General features: G+C 60.7%; 17 protein-coding genes. 10 read left to right on the top strand and 7 right to left on the bottom strand.

Annotated elements, in window-relative coordinates; genetic code table 11:
- The first annotated feature begins 144 nt into the window (after positions 1-144).
- Together JJQ76_RS07100 and JJQ76_RS07095 are read left to right on the top strand one after the other, a co-directional pair.
- Entirely contained in the window at positions 145-369 is a 225-nt protein-coding gene (locus JJQ76_RS07100; protein ID WP_210396080.1) for a hypothetical protein, read from the top strand.
- 66 nt (positions 370-435) lie between these two features.
- On the top strand, positions 436-1890 hold the full coding sequence (locus JJQ76_RS07095; RefSeq protein WP_210396079.1) for an aminoacyl-histidine dipeptidase: 1455 nt from the start codon (positions 436-438) through the stop codon (positions 1888-1890).
- 64 nt (positions 1891-1954) lie between these two features.
- On the opposite strand, the gene JJQ76_RS07090 is transcribed toward JJQ76_RS07095, so the two are convergent.
- Positions 1955-2416 (bottom strand): LPP20 family lipoprotein, encoded by a 462-nt coding sequence (locus JJQ76_RS07090; protein WP_210396078.1) that lies wholly within the window; start codon positions 2414-2416, stop codon positions 1955-1957.
- Between the two features lie 14 nt (positions 2417-2430).
- Positions 2431-3087: a FlgO family outer membrane protein gene (locus JJQ76_RS07085; RefSeq protein ID WP_210396077.1), complete on the bottom strand. Its 657-nt coding sequence runs from the start codon at positions 3085-3087 to the stop codon at positions 2431-2433.
- Positions 3088-3234: 147 nt separating this feature from the next.
- Here JJQ76_RS07085 and JJQ76_RS07080 point away from each other — a divergent pair, with 147 nt between their 5' ends.
- From JJQ76_RS07080 to JJQ76_RS07070, 3 genes are read left to right on the top strand one after another with little or no spacing between them, the layout of a single operon-like run.
- Positions 3235-4440: a flagella assembly protein FlgT gene (locus tag JJQ76_RS07080; RefSeq protein WP_210396076.1), complete on the top strand. Its 1206-nt coding sequence runs from the start codon at positions 3235-3237 to the stop codon at positions 4438-4440.
- Between the two features lie 59 nt (positions 4441-4499).
- On the top strand, positions 4500-5066 hold the full coding sequence (gene efpL / locus JJQ76_RS07075) for an elongation factor P-like protein EfpL (protein ID WP_210396075.1): 567 nt from the start codon (positions 4500-4502) through the stop codon (positions 5064-5066).
- 7 nt (positions 5067-5073) lie between these two features.
- The gene (locus JJQ76_RS07070) at positions 5074-6165 is read left to right on the top strand and encodes a glucosaminidase domain-containing protein (protein WP_210396074.1); all 1092 of its coding nucleotides are present in this window, start codon (positions 5074-5076) and stop codon (positions 6163-6165) included.
- Here JJQ76_RS07070 and cysG read toward each other — a convergent pair.
- From cysG to JJQ76_RS07045, 5 genes are all read right to left on the bottom strand, one after another.
- On the bottom strand, positions 6139-7587 hold the full coding sequence (cysG, locus tag JJQ76_RS07065) for a siroheme synthase CysG (protein WP_210396073.1): 1449 nt from the start codon (positions 7585-7587) through the stop codon (positions 6139-6141). The genes JJQ76_RS07070 and cysG overlap by 27 nt on opposite strands.
- 88 nt (positions 7588-7675) lie before the next feature.
- Complete coding sequence (locus JJQ76_RS07060; protein WP_210396072.1) at positions 7676-8389, bottom strand: phosphoadenylyl-sulfate reductase; 714 nt, start codon at positions 8387-8389, stop codon at positions 7676-7678.
- 40 nt (positions 8390-8429) lie between these two features.
- Complete coding sequence (locus JJQ76_RS07055) at positions 8430-8912, bottom strand: DUF934 domain-containing protein (RefSeq protein WP_210396071.1); 483 nt, start codon at positions 8910-8912, stop codon at positions 8430-8432.
- Positions 8896-10554 (bottom strand): nitrite/sulfite reductase, encoded by a 1659-nt coding sequence (locus JJQ76_RS07050; protein ID WP_210396070.1) that lies wholly within the window; start codon positions 10552-10554, stop codon positions 8896-8898. Before JJQ76_RS07050 ends, JJQ76_RS07055 begins: the two co-directional genes overlap by 17 nt.
- A 78-nt stretch (positions 10555-10632) precedes the next feature.
- Positions 10633-11415 (bottom strand): sulfite exporter TauE/SafE family protein, encoded by a 783-nt coding sequence (locus JJQ76_RS07045; RefSeq protein ID WP_210396069.1) that lies wholly within the window; start codon positions 11413-11415, stop codon positions 10633-10635.
- 275 nt (positions 11416-11690) lie between these two features.
- Between JJQ76_RS07045 and cysD the strand changes: the two genes are divergently transcribed.
- From cysD to rsxC, 5 genes are all read left to right on the top strand, one after another.
- Complete coding sequence (cysD, locus tag JJQ76_RS07040; protein WP_210396068.1) at positions 11691-12608, top strand: sulfate adenylyltransferase subunit CysD; 918 nt, start codon at positions 11691-11693, stop codon at positions 12606-12608.
- 49 nt (positions 12609-12657) lie between these two features.
- Positions 12658-14337 (top strand): sulfate adenylyltransferase subunit CysN, encoded by a 1680-nt coding sequence (cysN, locus tag JJQ76_RS07035; protein WP_210396066.1) that lies wholly within the window; start codon positions 12658-12660, stop codon positions 14335-14337.
- A gap of 139 nt (positions 14338-14476) precedes the next feature.
- Complete coding sequence (gene rsxA / locus JJQ76_RS07030) at positions 14477-15055, top strand: electron transport complex subunit RsxA (protein ID WP_210396064.1); 579 nt, start codon at positions 14477-14479, stop codon at positions 15053-15055.
- Between the two features lie 7 nt (positions 15056-15062).
- Complete coding sequence (rsxB, locus tag JJQ76_RS07025; protein WP_210396062.1) at positions 15063-15656, top strand: electron transport complex subunit RsxB; 594 nt, start codon at positions 15063-15065, stop codon at positions 15654-15656.
- A complete protein-coding gene (gene rsxC / locus JJQ76_RS07020; RefSeq protein WP_210396060.1) occupies positions 15653-17956 on the top strand; it encodes an electron transport complex subunit RsxC in 2304 nt (767 codons plus the stop codon). The genes rsxB and rsxC overlap by 4 nt, the downstream gene beginning before the upstream one ends.
- The last annotated feature ends 2 nt before the right edge of the window (positions 17957-17958 follow it).

Here is a 17958-nt window from a genome sequence, read left to right as displayed (position 1 = left end):
CCAGAGCCGGGCACAGCCGTGCGAATTGCGGATAAGCCGGGCCAATTAGCGTGCCCACCCCTTCCCTTTGCGGCTATCGACCTACTTATATCAGCACAGATTGTGTGTCATAGTATTACCCATTCAAATTCAGGTGTTTTCTGGTTGACACGCACGCCACCCAACCTGGATGGAACCTTCACTCTTCTGCTTGGAAGCATGCTGTGCGGCTTTGACATCATCGCCGCCGAATTTGCCGTGCTTCCTGCCCTGCCACTCTATGCCGTGCTGGGCGCACTGGCGCTGGCCACCGCGCTGATTGGCGGACTGCAGATCCTTGCCCGGGAACACGACGACCTGCTCGACCTGCTGACCGAAATGACCTGCTAGCATACTGGCATTCATGCCGCTGGAGCGGGATAATCGGCGGCTCATTCTGCTGTACCGAGGTCTGCTTTGTCTTCACTTCAGAATCTGGCACCCGCACCCCTGTGGCGTCATTTTGCCGACATCTGTTCAATCCCCCACCCCTCCCGACAGGAGGCAGCACTGATCGCCCATATCGAGGCCTTTGCCAAACAGCAGGGCCTCCATCATCAGCGCGATCACGCCGGCAATCTGATTCTACGCAAACCGGCTTCACCCGGATTAGAGCACCATCCCGGGGTTATCCTGCAAAGCCACTTGGACATGGTGCCGCAAAAAAGCGACCACTCGGCCCACGATTTTTCTCGCGATCCGATCCGGCCCCAAGTGGTCGACGGCTGGGTAACTGCCACCGAAACTACACTGGGGGCCGACAACGGTATCGGCGTGGCGGCAATTCTCGCCGTCATGGAAAGTGATGACCTGATCCACGGCCCGCTGGAAGCGCTGCTGACGGTCAACGAAGAAGCCGGCATGGACGGTGCCATGGGGCTGGAGCCCGGCATCCTGCAGGGAAAATGGCTGCTTAATCTCGACTCCGAGCAAGAGGGCGAGCTCTATGTCGGCTGCGCCGGCGGTATCGACGCCACCCTGACACTCCCACTGGAGCGCGGCAACCACCGCGAAGGAGCCGGCTTTGCCGTGGTCATCAGCGGCCTCGCCGGCGGCCATTCCGGCATCGACATCCATCTGCCACGGGGTAACGCCAACCGCCTGCTGGCCGAACTGTTGCTGCCCTTTGCCGAACGTGGCGATCTGACGCTGGGCGGATTCGAGGGCGGCAGCCTGCGCAACGCCATCGCCCGACGTGCCGAAGCGATCGTCGCCACCGCCGCCAGCGATGCGCAGACCCTGACAGCAGAGCTGCAACAGGCTGCGGCCGAGCTGCAATCGCACTGGGCCGACGACGAACCTGATCTGGCTATCCGCATCCACCGCTGCCCCATAGAGCAACCAACGCTGAACGGCTCATCCAGCCTGCGCCTGCTGAATGCGATTCTCACCTGCCCCCACGGCGTCTTCACCATGCATCCCGATCTTGCTGGCGTGGTGGAAACCAGTAACAATCTGGCCCGGGTAACCCTGCAGCAAGATCACGCCCAACTGCTCTGCCTGGCACGCAGCGCACGCGAGGCCGGGCGGGATGAAGTCTGTGCCACCATCGGCGAGGTCGCCAAGGCGGTCGGCGCCGCGTTGGAACTGGCCGGCGCGTATCCTGGCTGGACACCCAACCCGTCCTCTCCCCTGCTGGCAACCCTCAACGCGCTGCACACCAAACTGTTTGGCCAGCCAGCGGAAATTAAGGTAATCCATGCGGGACTGGAATGCGGCCTGTTGGCGGCAGCCTACCCGCAGTGGGAGATGATCTCCTTTGGCCCAACCATCTGCTTCCCCCACTCACCCAGCGAGAAGGTAGAGATCGCCAGCGTCGAGCGCTTTTGGCGTTACCTCTGCCACAGTCTGGAACGGCTGGCAACAAGTTGAAACCGGCAACAGCCGAGACCAAAAAGCCCCGCAATGCGGGGCTTTTTGGTCATTGGGCAGCAGACTACTGCATATCGATATAGGCGCGCTGAACATCGCGCAGATCAAGCTCCAGGATGGTGGCGTAGGTATCCTCCTGCACCGGATAACTCTTCACTACCCGCGCGCCCCGAACGATACCGCCCACCGCGCTGTCGAACTGGTCACTCTGCAGTACCATATCGCGAACCTGGGTGGTACCAAACAGGTACTGACCATGGACGATCGCCGCCAGCTCCTGGTATGCACGCAACTTGGAGGCCCGCATCGCATTCAGCATTTTCTGGTTCGGAGTCGCTCCTGGCTGGGCACTGATCGGCGCATAACCGGTAGCTGTAACCAGCCGCGCCTCCGACGACACTTTCACTGGCTGACCGGATCCGGTGCTCTCGGCAATGGAACGCTGGGCGCGGTTGAACTGGTAACTCAGGGTGTCGCAGCCCGCCAGCACCAGCGAAGCAGCCACCAACAGGGTAACTTTTTTCATAACCAATGCGGACCTCACTGCAGCGGCACCCCGCCGTTTTCGATAATCATCCCATCACGGCTGCTGAACGGACTGTAGCCGGGCAGTCCACCTTCCAGCGCTTGCAGTCCGATCTGCGACTGCCCGGTAGCCACCACCTGTTGGGTGATGGTATCAAACATCCGCGCATTCACGGTGACACCGTCGCCCTGCGCACTGAAGGTTCCGCTCAACACGTAACTGATACGGTGCTGGCGATAGTAGTCGGACAGCGCCGGCGAGGTCAGCCCGGCGGCTCCCTCACCGAAAGGCAACGCGCGATGGTCGATAAGATTGTATCCGCGCGCCTGCAGCTCGTGGTAGAAGCCCTCGGCAAGCTGATCGCCAAAACCACGATGCGCCGCTGGCTGGTCGAGATCGACAAAGGGACTGATGGCGATGGGCAAGGTTTTGATTCCGCGCTGGCGCAAGCTGGCATCGATCTGTTCCGCCATCTGGCGCACCGGCAGCCCCAAGGGACCACTGGGCAGCGTAGCCAGGGCCGGCTGATCCGCCGCCGGCAGGCGGGGGCTGTCAGGCGCCAAGGTGACCTGTACCGGCTGCTGCAACTCCACCTGCACCGGTTCGGTGACCTTGACCGCACAACCTGCCAGCAGCAACGCTGGCAGCAGTAAACCGCTCCGTTTCATCATGGTGTATCCGGCAACTCCTTGGTTTGGGATAGAATCTAACATAAAGCGCCGGTAGCGACAGCCACCGGTCTGATACCGATTTGCGTCAAGCCACCAAATTACTTACTTTTAGCGGCTGACTGAGCTGACTCTGAATAGGCGGACCCCGTGTTGCGATTGATTGCCACCCTGCTGCTGCTCTCCCTCGGCGTGACCGCCCAGGCTGTCACCGTGGAAGCGGAGGGCCGCGCGCTGATCTACAATCGCGATCTCGACAGTGCCCGCCAGCAAGCGATCAACAACGCCGCCCAGCAAGCCCTGCTGCAAGCCGGCGCCTATATCAACAGCCGCCAACGAGTCAGCGACGGCATTTTGATGACCGACCATCTGCAGGTGCGCATGAAAGGTGAACTACAGAACATCCGCGTACTCAGCGAGCAGATCGAAGGCGACCAGTTGCAGGTCAAGATTCGCGCTGAGGTTGACACCGACGAAACCTGCGCAGCCACGGCTGCCGGGCAGCAATACCTGAAGTCAGCCGCAGTGGCGGGCTTTCCCATCGCCCAGCCGAGCCAGGCCGCCATTGGCGATCTGAGTGCGGCGAGCAGCCAGATCGCCGCCCAACTGACTGCCCGGATCGGTTCGCGTGATCACCTGCGCGCGCTCGATGCTAGCTACCTTAACGTACACACCAATCCCGCCACAGCCAGCAGCCGCCAGACCGGCAACGGCAGCCTCACCGACGCTCTGCCCGCCTTCCGTGATCTCGATGTCCAGTTCATTGTTTCCGGGATCGTTCGCGACCTCAGCATGTACCAGCCGGAGAAGGACAACGAGGGCAACGTGCTGCGGGTTTGGTATGACCAGCTGGACTACCGTGGGCGCCAACACCTGCGCAACTTCGCCCTGGACGTATTTATTCACGATGGCTTTACCGGCGCCCTGCTGTTCAGCCGCAGCTACCGGGTAGGAGGGCTCTGGAACAGCGACCGCCACACTAAAACCGGCTTTATGACCCCCGCCTTTCTGGCAACCGATTACGGCCAGAAGGTACGTCAGTTGCTCACCCGCATCAGCGCCGACCTCGACAGCGCCGTGCGTTGCGAACCCTTCAGCACCCGTATTGTCAGCACCGACGGCAACCGGATCACCTTTAACGCGGGGAGCGTCACCGGGATCCGCCCTGGAGACACACTGCGAGTGTACCGTCGTTCCACCCTGTTCGATCCCCAGAACCAGCCGCACATCCGTCTGGAAGACACCCGCGCATCATTGGTAGTCAACGAAGTGCATCCGCTGTTCGCCACCGGCAATCTGAGCCAGCCGGCCAACAGTCTGAACATCCAGCAGGACGACATTCTGATGGCCCGCTAAGGCGGGAACCGATTAACCCCCTAGCGCTCTAACAGCCTCTAATTCGCTGGAGAACACCCATGCCCAAGGCCTGTGACCTGAAAAAAGGTGACGTCATTCAGATCGACAACCACCTCTATATCGCCAAACAGATCGAGGTTAAATCCCCCTCGTCACGTGGCGCACAGACGCTCTATAAAACCCGCTTCGCCCGGGTACCCGACGGCCAGAAGTACGAACAGACCTACACCGGCGACGACATGCTGCAACCGGCCGATCTGCGCCGCTGCGAAGTACAGATGCTGTATCGCGAAGGCGATCTGGTCAACTTCATGGCCACCGAGGACTATACCCAGTACGCTCTCAACGAAAGCGATCTGGAAGAACAGTTACCTTACCTCTTCGATGGCATTGAAGGCCTGACCGCATTGATCGTCAACGAGCAGATGATCGGTCTGGAGCTGCCGGCCTCGGTGATCATGACCGTTGAAGAGACCGCGCCTGCTATCAAGGGCGCGTCAGCCAGTGCACGCACCAAACCCGCCCGCTTCGCCACCGGCCTCGAGGTTCAGGTGCCTGAGTACCTGGCCAGCGGTGAGCGAATCAAGATCAATACAGCCACCGGCAAGTTCATGTCTCGCGCCTAGGAGCACTATGATTCGTTACCCCGCAACCCGACCAATCCTCGCCGCTCTGACTCTGGTTCTGGCCGCCTGCCAGCCCTCCGAGCCGGTGCGCGACGGTGAGCCGCACTATCAGCGCATCGGTCATGCGCCGGCACTGCAGCCCGAGTTCAATGACGCATCGCTGCCCGACTTCAGCCAGATCACCGATGTCAAAACCAAGAAAGCTGAATTTTTCGGCTTTCTTGAGCCGCTGGTAGCGCACCAGAACAACCACCTGGCAACCCTGCGAACACACCTGCTGAAGCTGGATCAGGCCTTCGTCGATCAGGGCGGACTGCATCCGGACGACCTCGCCTGGCTGCAGCAGATGGCAGAGCTGTTCCGGGTGGATAGCGCGCAGCCAGCCGAACAACTGGCGCGACTGAAGCGCAAGGTCGGCCAGATCCCTACCGCGATGGTGCTGGCCCAGGCCGCCAATGAATCCGCCTGGGGCACATCCCGGTTTGCCCGTGAAGGCAACAACCTGTTCGGCATGTGGTGTTTTCGCCCCGGCTGCGGGCTGGCCCCGCTGCAGCGGGCAGAGGGCGCCACCCATGAGGTCGCCGCGTACGACAGTGTCGAGGAGGGGATCAACCGTTACCTGATCAACCTTAATGCCAACAGCAGTTACCGCGACATGCGTGCCATCCGCAGCTGTCTGCGTCAGCAACAGAAACCGCTTAGCGGCCGGGCGCTGGCAGCAGGTCTGACCGGCTATTCAGAGCGCGGCAGCCATTATGTGCAGGAGTTGCGGGCGATGATGCGGATCAACGAGCTCGAACCCTGGGCCCGGCCCTGGTGGGGCAATGTGGATACAGACCACCCCTGTTACGAGCTGGTGCAGGTAGTGATCGACCAGCCCGATCCGATTCTGGTGGCCGACACACCAGCCAGCGACGCGGCAGCATCGGTCGATGCGGTTAGCTCTTTGGACGCCGGGTTGATAAACGACGCGAACGCCGCAGCCTCACTGGCGACCCAGGCGGTCAGCGCCGCGACCGCAACGGACAGCACCCCGGTGTCTGCCGCGGTCAAGGCAATCGCCGGCAACACCTTATCCGGCGCGGTTACCGCCGAGTAGATCGATCAGGCCGGTCTGCTCACCGCTATGGCCACGGGCCTGGTCGCCAAACCAGGCCAGTCGCTGATGCAGATTAACCACCTCACCAACAATAATCAGCGAGGGAGGTTGCAGCTGGGCAGCTTCGTTGAGCTCCGCAATGGTAGCCAGGGTGCCGGTCAGCACTCGCTGGTCTGGCGTCCCACCCTGCTGTATCAGCGCCACCGGGGTATCCGCCGGTTTGCCGTGCCGCGTTAACTGGGCACAGAGATAACCCAACCGATGCAGCCCCATATAGAACACGATGGTCTGGTTGGGGTGCACCAGCTCGGGCCAGTTGAGTTCACTGGTACGATTCTGCAACTGGCCGGTGACAAACTTCACCGACTGGGCATAATCACGATGGGTCAGCGGGATTCCCGCCGACGCCGAACACGCTGAGGCGGCAGTGATGCCCGGCACCACCTGAAACGGCACCCCCTGCTCGGCCAGCAGTGCCAGCTCCTCACCGCCGCGCCCGAAGATAAAGGGATCACCGCCCTTCAGCCGCAGCACCCGCTTCCCCTGCTGGGCCAACGTCACCAGCAGCTGATTGATATCCTCCTGCGGCACCGCATGATTGGAACGCGCCTTGCCGACGTAGATACGGTCAGCATCAACCCGGCAGAGATTCATCACCGCCTCGGAAACCAGCCGGTCGTAGAGCACCACATCGGCCTGCTGCATCAACCGCAACGCCTTGAAGGTCAGCAGTTCCGGATCGCCGGGACCGGCCCCCACCAGATACACTTCACCAACCGCCGGCTGGTGCTCATGCTGCTCCAGCATCCGTTGCAGCAACGCTTCCGCTTGCTGTTCCTGACCGGCAGCGACCCGCTCGGCCACGGTGCCCTGAAACACCCGCTCCCAGAACTGGCGGCGTTCCCGCAGGGAGCTGAAGCGCTGCTTGACCTGCTCACGGAAGCGACCGGCCAGCTGCCCCAGGCGGCCGTAGGAGGTGGGAATCAGGGTTTCCAACCGGGCCCGCAGTAGCCGCGCCAGTACCGGAGCGCGGCCGCCACTGGAAACCGCCACGACAATGGGCGAACGATCGACGATAGAGGGAAACACGAAACTGCAAAGTCCGGGGCAGTCCACCACGTTAATCGGCAGATTGATCGCCACGGCATCCGCATGCACCTGGCGATTGACCGAATCATCATCGGTGGCCGCAATTACCAGCACTTTACCTTCCAGCAGTTGGGCACAATAGTCGCCGACCACCAGCGCCCCGCCGTTGGCCGTGAGCAGTGCGGTCAGTTCATCGGTAAACGCCGGCGCTACCGCCACCACCCGCGCTCCGGCACGCACCAGCAGGCCGGCCTTGCGCTGCGCCACCACACCACCGCCCACCAGCAAGCAGTCGCGACCCTTGAGATCGAAAAAAAGGGGCAGAAAATCCACGTGTTTGACTCCGCATTACGATCGGGTTAGGGAAACCCATAGCCTAAAACAAACAAGGCCGCGAGATGCGGCCTTGTGGGTGTCCTCGTCAGGAGGGTTTGTTCAACGAACTGGCAGGGTGCAGACCACACTCCTTCAACTCGGGATTCTCCCACCACCAGCGGCCGGCACGCACATCCTCACCCATGGCGATAGAGCGAGTACAGGGCGCACAACCGATACTGGGGTAGTGCTGATCATGAAGCGCGTTGTAAGGTAATTCGCAGGCTTTGATGTAAGCCCAGACCTCTTTCTCGCTCCAGTCCGCCAGCGGATTCAGTTTCTGCAACTGGTTACCTTCGTCCCATTCGCTGAACTCGATGGTACCGCGAGTTACTGCCTGCTCGCGGCGAATACCGGTTACCCAGGCTTTCTTATCCGCCAGCGCGCGCTTAAGCGGCTCCACTTTGCGCACGTGGCAGCAGCCCTTGCGCAGCTCGACGCTCTGGTAGAAGGCGTTGATACCGTTCTGGTGGACATAGGCTTCCAGCTGGGTCGCATCGGGGTAGTAGACTTTGACCTTGGTATCGTAGCGCTGCTCGATCTTAGCCAGCAGTTGCAGAGTCTCTTCCGGCAGGCGGCCGGTATCCAGACTGAAGATTTCGATACCGGGCACATGTCGACAGATCAGATCGGTAATCACCACATCCTCAGCCCCGAGACTGTTGGCGAAGGTCACCTCACCATAGGTTTCCAGAGCCTCCTTGAGCAGACCAATGGAATGATCAACCTTGGCCTGCAATGCACTTTCAAGCTGGGTCACTGCTTATTCTCCCTCGCTGTTCTTCCGCCACCCTTGCCGCTCAGGACTGCCGATAGATGGGACGGGGATCGTCCTCGGCACCCTGATAACAGACGGTGATCTCGTCAAAGGCGCTAAGCATATCATCACTGTAGCGCTCAGCGGGCACATCATAGGCGTTTATGCCGCAGCGGGCCATATAGCGCAGCCGATCCCAGGTGACGTCGCCCACCGCGCGAATCTCGCCGGTAAAGCCATGATGTTGCCGCAGCATACGCGCCAGACTGAAACCGCGGCCGTCAGCAAAACTGGGGAAGGCCACGGCAACCAAAGCCAGACGGTCCAGATCGGAGAGCAGCGGGTCGAGTTCGCTGTCACCATCAATCACCACACCCAACCGGCCGTCGCGCGCCTTCAGCTGATCCGCATGCTCTAGCCACAGGGCAAAATCCACCAGCAGATCACCGGACTGCTTCAGCCCCTCTTCGCTGTCGACGCGAACCCAGGTATCAGCCGCCGGCTGACGATCAATGATTAGCGGCATAGACACGCTCCTTAAACGGTTGGTTACCCACGCGACGGACAGTATCGAGGAAGCGCTCGCCCTCATCGCGAATCTCAACGTAAGTATCGAGGATCTTCTGCAGGGTATCGCCGACCTCGGCCAGCGGAATCGACTTACCCAGCACCTTACCGATCGATGCATCTTCGGCCGCCGATCCGCCCAGAGTAAACTGGTAGTAGGACTCGCCATTCTTGTCGACTCCCAGAATCCCGATATGCCCCACGTGGTGATGGGCACAGGCGTTGATACAACCAGACATCTTCAGCGACAGGTCGCCGAGGTCATAGAGGTAGTCCATATCATCGAAGCGCTCCTGTACCTGACGGGCCACGCTCAGGGTTTCCGCATTGGCCAGACTGCAGAAATCCAGTCCGGGACAGCAGATCATATCGTTGATGGTGCCGACGACCGGACGCGCCAGACCGAGTTCGCCCAGGGCCTGCCACAAGGGGTAAAGGTCCGCCTGCTTGATATGGGCAAACACCATGTTCTGCTCGTGGGTGGTGCGCACCTCACCGAAGTTGTAGCGATCAGCCAGATCGGCGACCTCGTCCATCTGAACATCGGAAAGGTCACCGGGAGCCTTGAGATAATCTTTCAGAGTCAGGGTCACGGCACGATAGCCGGCCACCTTATGAGGCACGGTATTGCGTTCGATCCAGACGGCAAAATCACGCTCGCTGGCGAGCTTTTCAGCGTAGCTGGTGTCTGCCGCGGCATTGGCATCGTAGGCCGGTGGTTGGAAATCAGCCTTGATCCGATCAACGTAGGCATCGGTCAGGGTCAGCTCGCCGCCCTTGATCCGTTCCCACTCGGCTTCGACCCGGTTGCGGAAATCCTCCACACCCAGGCTCTGCACCAGAATCTTGATCCGCGCCTTGTACTTGTTGTCACGACGGCCCCACAAGTTATAGACCCGCAGAATCGCTTCCAGATAGGCCAGCAATTCTTGGCGCGGCAGAAAATCGCGAATCACCTTACCGATCATCGGTGTGCGACCGAGGCCGCCGCCGACAAGAATTTCGAACCCCTGCTCGCCGGCATCATTGTTCACCACGTGGACGCCTATGTCGTGCACCTGTGTGGCGGCACGGTCCGATCTGGAGCCGGTACAGGCAATCTTGAACTTGCGCGGCAGATAAGCGAATTCGGGATGCAACGCGGCCCACTGACGGATGATCTCGCTCCAGGGACGCGGATCTTCAATCTCGTCAGCAAACACACCGGCGAAATGATCGGAGCCCACACTACGGATACAGCTACCGCTGGTCTGAATGGCGTGCATCTGCACCTTGGCCAGGTCCGCCAGGATATCCGGTACCTGCTCCAGCGCCGGCCAGTTGAACTGCACATTCTGGCGGGTGGTGAAGTGGGCGTAGCTCTTGTCGTACTTGCGCGACACTTCAGCCAACGCACGTAACTGCTGGGACGACAGCAGGCCGTAGTTGATGGCCACCCGCAGCATCGGCGCGTGGCGTTGGATATAGAGTCCGTTCTGCAACCGCAGCACGCGGAACTCATCTTCGGCAATCTGGCCGGCCAGATAACGTCTGACCTGATCGCGGAACTGCTCGGCCCGCTGTTCGATCAGTTGCTGGTCCAGCTCGTTGTAGATATACATCGCTGTCTACCTTCGTTAACTACTGTCGGAAGGCATCGCCTGCCGAGGTTTCAAAGCTTAGTGCTTAAGGAATTAGGGTTAGCCGATGACAAAGCGCAGGCCGATCACCAGCAAAAGGCTGCCCATAATGGGCTGCATTACTTTGGGAGACAAGCGCGTTCCCAAATGGCCGCCGACATAGACACCGGGCAGTGAGCCGATCAGCAGGTAGACCAGCAGCGTGGTATCCACGTTGCCCATCTGCCAGTGGCCAACACCGGCCACGCTGGTCAATACCACCGCGTGCACAAGGTCAGTGGCAACGATCATCGGCATGGTCATGTGGGGAAACAGCAGGATCAGCAATGCCGTTCCCAGCGCGCCGGCACCGACAGAGGACAAGGTTACCAGCCCCCCCAGAAACAAGCCCGCCAGAGAGGTGATCGGCAACCGCCAGCGGCGCGCCAACGCCTTCAGCTCCGGCGCGTGGTAATTGATCACCGCCTCGCGGATACGGTTACGCATAAACACCGCAACCGAGGTCAACACCAGACTGACGCCCAGGGTGAGGTTGATCAGGTGCTCCAGCGTCTCCGGATGGTCGATCCGCGACAGAATCCACAGGGTGACCAGACTGCCGGGCACCGAGCCCACTAACATCGCTCCCACCACCTTCCAGGCCACCAGCTTTTTCTTGGCGTAGGGCCAGACACCACCAAACTTGGTGATCGCGGCGTAGAGCAGGTCGGTACTGACCGCCACCAGCGGGTTGATACCGAAGCCGACGATCAAAATCGGGGTCATCAACGCCCCGCCGCCGATACCGGTCAATCCGACGATGAAGCCAACCACCAGGCCGGCAATGCTATAGGCCAGTTCCATGCACAAACTACTCAGGTGTAATAAGAGGCGTTATCATAGGAAACCGCAAATATAACTCAAAAGAATATATTGAAATTTATATAGCGCTTTTTGGAATATAAAGCCCAGCAAAAGGCAGTGCCGGTGCGAGGGTGCAAGACGGATCAAAAATAACCAAATCGAATAAAAAGATTCTAATTTATTCTTTTTTATTTTATTTCCAGGTCGAGTAATATGCGCCATCGATCATGGCGCCTGTGCGCCTGCGCACGACCGAACGAGCTAGAGCAGACACTATGAACGCATTACCTGAACATCGACTGACCCACCTCAAACAGCTGGAGGCCGAGAGCATCCAGATCATTCGCGAAGTCGCGGCCGAATTCGAACGCCCGGTGATGCTCTACTCCATCGGCAAGGACTCCTCAGTGATGCTGCACCTGGCGCGCAAGGCTTTTTATCCGGGCAAGCCGCCGTTTCCGCTGATGCACGTCGACACCACCTGGAAGTTCAAAGAGATGATTGCCTTTCGCGACCAGATGGCCAAGGAAGCGGGCATGGACCTGATCGTGCACATCAATCAGGAGGGGGTAGACGCCGGTATCGGCCCCTTCACCCATGGTTCGGCCAAACACACCGACGTGATGAAAACCGCCTCCCTCAAACAGGCGCTGAACAAGTACAAGTTTGACGCGGCCTTCGGCGGCGCCCGCCGTGACGAAGAGAAATCACGCGCCAAGGAGCGGGTATTCTCCTTCCGCGACAACGCCCACCGCTGGGACCCCAAGAACCAGCGTCCAGAGCTGTGGAGCCTGTTCAACGCCAAGATCGACCGCGGTGAAAGCATTCGCGTATTCCCGCTCTCCAACTGGACCGAGCTGGATATCTGGCAATACATCCACCTCGAAGATATTCCGATTGTACCGCTGTATCTGTCCGACGAGCGCCCGGTGGTGGAGCGCGACGGCATGCTGATCATGGTTGACGACGAACGCATGCCCCTCAAAGAGGGCGAGGTACCGATGCAGAAGAAAGTCCGCTTCCGCACCCTCGGCTGCTACCCGCTGACCGGCGCGGTTGAGTCAGAAGCCGCCACCCTGCCGGAGATCATTCAGGAGATGCTGCTGACCACCACCTCCGAACGCCAGGGCCGCGCCATCGACCACGACCAAGCCGGGTCCATGGAGCAGAAGAAGCGAGAAGGTTATTTCTAAACCACCGATTCCACTGCGGCAACCGAACGAACGAGACACGAGCGACACCATGAGCCATCAATCCGAGCTGATCAGCACCGATATCGACGCCTACCTGGCCCAACACGAACAGAAAGAGCTGCTGCGTTTTCTTACCTGCGGCAACGTAGATGACGGCAAAAGCACCCTGATCGGGCGCCTGCTGCACGACTCCAAGATGATCTATGAAGATCAGCTGGAAGCGATCAAATCCGACAGCATCAAATCCGGCACGACCGGTGGCGAGATCGATCTGGCGCTGCTGGTGGACGGCCTGCAGGCGGAGCGCGAGCAGGGCATCACCATCGATGTGGCCTACCGCTACTTCTCCACCGCCAAGCGCAAGTTCATTATTGCCGACACCCCCGGGCATGAGCAGTACACCCGCAACATGGCTACCGGCGCCTCCACCTGCGACCTGGCAGTGATCCTGATCGACGCCCGCCACGGGGTGCAGACCCAGACCAAGCGCCACAGCTTTATCACCTCACTGCTGGGGATCAAGCATACCGTGATCGCCATCAACAAGATGGATCTGGTGGATTACAGCGAGGCACGGTTTGAAGAGATCAAGCACGAGTTCCAGGCGTTCGCCGCCGGTCTCAACATGAAAGACCTGCACTTCGTGCCGCTCTCCGCCCTCAAGGGCGACAACGTGGTCAGCCTTAGCGACACGATGCCCTGGTACCGGGATCAGCCGCTGATGGAGATTCTCGAAACCGTCGAGATCGCCGCTGACCGCAACTTCGACGATCTGCGTTTCCCGGTCCAGTACGTCAACCGCCCCAACCTGGATTTCCGCGGTTACTGCGGCACCCTGGCCTCCGGTATTGTCCGCCCCGGCGACGAGATCACCGTGCTGCCCTCCGGCAAGAACAGCAAGGTGAAGTCGATCGTCACCTGGGATGGTGACCTCGACGAAGCCTTTGCCCCGATGTCGGTGACGCTGACGCTGGAAGACGAGATTGACGTCAGCCGCGGTGACATGATCGTCCACAGCCACAAAGTGCCTGCGGTGATCAATCGTTTCAACGCCCATCTGGTGTGGATGAACGAGGCCCCGCTGAAGCCCGGCAAGGAGTATTTGGTCAAGATTGGTACCACCACCGTCACCGGTCGAGTGTCCAATCTGGATCACAAGATCGACGTCAACACCCTGGAAGAGACCCGCACCAGCGAACTGGCGCTGAACGAGATCGCTTTGTGTGAACTGACCTTGGACCGCGCCGTGGTTTGCGACGATTACCGCCACCACCCCGGCACCGGCTCCTTTATCGTCATTGATCGCCTCAGCAACCTCACCGTCGGCGCCGGCATGATCGCCGGGCCGGCCATAGCGGCCAAACTGGCCGGTGACGAGATCCACATCAGCGAGTGCCCACTGGTGACTCAGGCTGACCGCGCGCTGCGTTTCGGCCAGCAGCACGGGTCCCTCTATCTGACCGGTGCGGACGAACAAGCCCGCCTCAGCGCTGCCTACAGTCTGGAGAAGGTGCTGTTTGATCAGGGCCGCCTGGTGGCCGTGATCAGCGACAGTGACGCGCTGGAATCGATCGATGCCACCGCCGCATTGCTGGAAGCCAATGGCTTTATCGTGCTGATTGCCACCGCCGAAAGTGACGCCACCCAACGCGTCGCGGTCAGCGCCGACAACATCGCCGCCAGCGTCAAGCAGGGGTACGACCAGCTGCAGCAGGCCGGTCTGCTGTAATCGAGCCGACCGCGCTACTGACGGCGCGGTCGCTTCAGGCTAAACTATGGGCCCTTTTTTCCGGGTGTGATCGTAAGCATCCGGTTGCTGATGTCGAACGGCGCACTGCCCGCAAGCAACGCGCCCACGAGGACCGACCGTGGATCTTCTGCTGATACTGATCAGCACCGTGCTGGTGAACAACTTCGTCCTGGTCCAGTTTCTGGGCCTGTGCCCCTTCATGGGCGTTTCCAACAAGCTGGAAACCGCCATGGGGATGTCGCTCGCCACCACCTTTGTATTGACTCTGTCATCGGTCTGCAGCTATCTGGTCTACACCTACCTGCTGACACCGCTGGGCTTGGAATACCTCAAAACCATCAGTTTTATTCTGGTGATCGCGGTAGTGGTGCAGTTCACCGAGATGGTGGTACAGAAAACCAGCCCACTGCTCTATCGGGTGCTGGGGATCTTTCTGCCGCTGATCACCACCAACTGTGCCGTGCTTGGCGTAGCGCTCCTGAACATCAAAAAACAGAACGGCTTTCTGGAATCGATCTTTTATGGCTTTGGCGGAGCGGTCGGATTCTCGCTGGCGCTGGTGCTGTTCTCCGCCATGCGTGAGCGGATCGCCGTGGCCGATGTGCCGGTGCCGTTCAAGGGCGCGGCTATCGGCATGGTCACCGCGGGTCTGATGTCGCTGGCGTTCCTCGGCTTTACCGGCCTGGTGCAGTTCTGAGGGGTTCATGGAAAGCATTCTGATCGCCATCATCGCCCTCGGCTGCATCGCCCTCGTTTTCGGTGCCATCCTCGGGTTTGCCTCGGTCAAGTTCAAGGTTGAGGGCAACCCCATCGTTGACCAGATCGATGCGCTGCTGCCACAGACCCAGTGTGGCCAATGCAGCTACCCGGGCTGCCGCCCCTACGCCGAAGCGATCGCCAATGGTGAGGCGATTAACAAATGCCCGCCCGGTGGCCAGAGCACCATCGATGCCTTGGCCGATCTGCTTGACGTGGAAGCGATTCCGTTGGACGCCGAGCACGGTCAAGAGCAACCCAAAACGGTCGCTTTTATCCGCGAAGCGGAGTGCATCGGCTGCACCAAGTGCATCCAGGCCTGCCCCGTCGACGCGATTCTCGGCGCTGCCAAACAGATGCATACGGTGATCGCCAGTGAGTGCACCGGTTGCGATCTCTGTGTGGAACCTTGCCCGGTGGACTGTATCGACATGCTGCCGATTGAACCGACCCTGGCCAACTGGAACTGGCCGTCGCCCAGCTCCAGCGAACACATCATTGCCACCGACCGTGGCCGGGGCAATGCAGGGAGTGCCGCATGAGCAAGATCTGGAGCTTCCACGGCGGCATTCATCCGCCCGAGAACAAACAGCAATCGCTACAGCGACCGCTGGAAGCGCTGCCGCTGCCGTCACGCCTGGTGCTGCCCCTGCAACAGCATATCGGTGCCCCGGCGAGCCCGCTGGTCAAGGTTGGAGACCGGGTGCTCAAGGGTCAGCCGATCGCTGAACCTACCGGCTTCGTCAGCGCTTACCTGCACGCGCCGACCTCCGGCACCGTGGTCGATCTGGTGGATCATTCCGTCCCCCACCCCTCCGGGATGACCGCGCCCTGCGTAGTGATTGAGCCCGACGGCGAGGAGCGCTGGATCGAACTGCAGGGCGTCGACGACTACCGGTCACTGGAAAAACACGAACTGGCAGAGCGCATTCGCCACGCCGGCATTGCCGGCATGGGTGGTGCCGGCTTCCCCACCGAGATCAAGCTGCACCTGTCTGACGACCACATCATCAACACCCTGATTATCAACGGTGTCGAGTGCGAGCCCTACATCACCGCCGACGACATGCTGATGCGCGAGCGCGCCGACGAGATTATCGGCGGCATCGAAATCGCCGCCCATCTGCTGACTCCGACCCACGTGCTGATGGGGATCGAGGACAATAAACCGGAAGCGGCCCGCGCAATGACCGAGGCCGCACGCCGCTCCCGGATCGACATTGAAGTGGTGGTGGTGCCGACCAAATACCCCTCCGGCGGCGAGCGCCAACTGGTCAAGCTGCTGACCGGGGTCGAAGTACCCAGCGGCAAGATCCCCGCAGATATCGGCATCGTGGTGCAGAACGTCGGCACCCTGGCGGCGGTCTACAATGCGGTCCATTTCGGCAAGCCGCTGATCTCGCGCATTACTACCATTACCGGTGAGGCCGCCTCCCGTCCCGGTAACCGTGAGGTACTGATCGGTACCCCCATCAGCGACCTGCTGGCCCACGCTGGGGTCGACCCGAACCGCCTCACCCGCCTGGTGATGGGCGGACCGATGATGGGCTATGCCCTCGGCAACGCCAATGTGCCGCTGATCAAAACCAGCAACTGCATCATCGCCGGCGCGGCCGATGAGTTCCCACCCGCGCCGCCGGCTCAGAACTGTATCCGCTGCGGCGCCTGCGAACAGGTCTGTCCCGCCGAGTTACTACCCCAGCAACTGCACTGGTTCGCCAAGGGGCGCGAGTACGACAAAGCCCTCAATTTCAATCTGCTCGACTGCATCGAATGCGGAGCCTGCTCCTATGTCTGCCCCAGCAATATTCCGCTGGTGCAGTACTATCGCCACGCCAAGGGCGAGATCCGGCGCGAACAGGCAGAGCAGCGCAAGGCGGAGCAGGCGCGCATCCGCTTCGAAGCCCGTAACGAACGTCTGGAGCGGGAAAAAACCGAGAAAGAGGCACGCCGCAAGGCCCGTGCCGAAGCCGCGGCCAAGGCACAGGCGGCCAAGAAAGACGACGCGGTAACCTCAGCCCCCAAAGCCGATCCCGAGGCGGCGCTGAAAGCGGCTAAAACCGCTGCAGCCGTGGCGCGCACCAAGCTCAAAAAAGCGGAGAAGGCACTGCAAATCGCGCGTGACAGCGGCGAATCCGATCTGGCCGCACTGGAGGCGGAGGTGAGCGCCCAGCAGCAAAAGGTGGCCGCCAGCGAGGCGGCCCTGAAAGCGGCGGAAAGCACAGCACCCGCCAAAACTCCGGACATCAAGGAACTCAAACTGGCGGCGGCCACCGCTCGCACCAAGGTCACCAAGACCGAGAAGGCGCTCGCCGACGCCGAAGCCAAAGCTCTGCCCAGCGCCGAGAAGCTGCGTAGCTCACTGGCGACACTGCGCAGCAAGGCCGATGCGGCCCAACACGCCCTCGCCGCGGCGGAACAGAGCGCCCGGCCGGCCGCGCCGGCGGAGGCAACCGCGGCAGCCACCGCCGACCTGAAGCAACTGAAGTCAAACGCGGCGATCCTGCGCACCAAACTAAAGAAAGCGCGCAAAGCGATTGAGGCCGGAGACAGCAGCGCTGAACTGGCGCAGCAGGTCACCGAGCTGGAACCGCAACTGGCCAGCGCAGAGCAAGCTCTGGCGGCCGCGCAAGCGCAACAACCGCCACACACGGGGCCGGATCTGAAAGCACTGAAGAGCGCCGTGGCTATCGCCCGCACCAAAGTGAAGAAAGCGCAGAAAGCGCTTGATGAAGCCGGCGATAACGATGACCTGCGCGCCGAACTGGCACAGCTGCAACAACAAGCCGCCGCCGCCGATGCCGCCCTCGAAGCGGCCCAACAAGCCACGGAGTCACCCTGAAC

Origin of the sequence: Motiliproteus sediminis, assembly GCF_017912535.1 — a bacterium.
Taxonomy (GTDB): domain Bacteria; phylum Pseudomonadota; class Gammaproteobacteria; order Pseudomonadales; family Balneatricaceae; genus Motiliproteus; species Motiliproteus sediminis.
Note: the sequence above shows the minus strand (reverse complement) of the source record. Positions and strands in the feature narration are given on the sequence as shown.

Excerpts from the sequence above, each read along its gene's own strand:
- JJQ76_RS07090 (WP_210396078.1), bottom strand. The coding sequence starts at position 2,416 with ATGAAAAAAGTTACCCTGTTGGTGGCTGCTTCGCTGGTGCTGGCGGGC.
- JJQ76_RS07085 (WP_210396077.1), bottom strand. The coding sequence starts at position 3,087 with ATGATGAAACGGAGCGGTTTACTGCTGCCAGCGTTGCTGCTGGCAGGT.
- efpL (WP_210396075.1), top strand. The coding sequence starts at position 4,500 with ATGCCCAAGGCCTGTGACCTGAAAAAAGGTGACGTCATTCAGATCGAC.
- JJQ76_RS07070 (WP_210396074.1), top strand. The coding sequence starts at position 5,074 with ATGATTCGTTACCCCGCAACCCGACCAATCCTCGCCGCTCTGACTCTG.
- JJQ76_RS07055 (WP_210396071.1), bottom strand. The coding sequence starts at position 8,912 with ATGCCGCTAATCATTGATCGTCAGCCGGCGGCTGATACCTGGGTTCGC.
- JJQ76_RS07050 (WP_210396070.1), bottom strand. The coding sequence starts at position 10,554 with ATGTATATCTACAACGAGCTGGACCAGCAACTGATCGAACAGCGGGCC.
- JJQ76_RS07045 (WP_210396069.1), bottom strand. The coding sequence starts at position 11,415 with ATGGAACTGGCCTATAGCATTGCCGGCCTGGTGGTTGGCTTCATCGTC.
- cysD (WP_210396068.1), top strand. The coding sequence starts at position 11,691 with ATGAACGCATTACCTGAACATCGACTGACCCACCTCAAACAGCTGGAG.
- cysN (WP_210396066.1), top strand. The coding sequence starts at position 12,658 with ATGAGCCATCAATCCGAGCTGATCAGCACCGATATCGACGCCTACCTG.
- rsxB (WP_210396062.1), top strand. The coding sequence starts at position 15,063 with ATGGAAAGCATTCTGATCGCCATCATCGCCCTCGGCTGCATCGCCCTC.
- rsxC (WP_210396060.1), top strand. The coding sequence starts at position 15,653 with ATGAGCAAGATCTGGAGCTTCCACGGCGGCATTCATCCGCCCGAGAAC.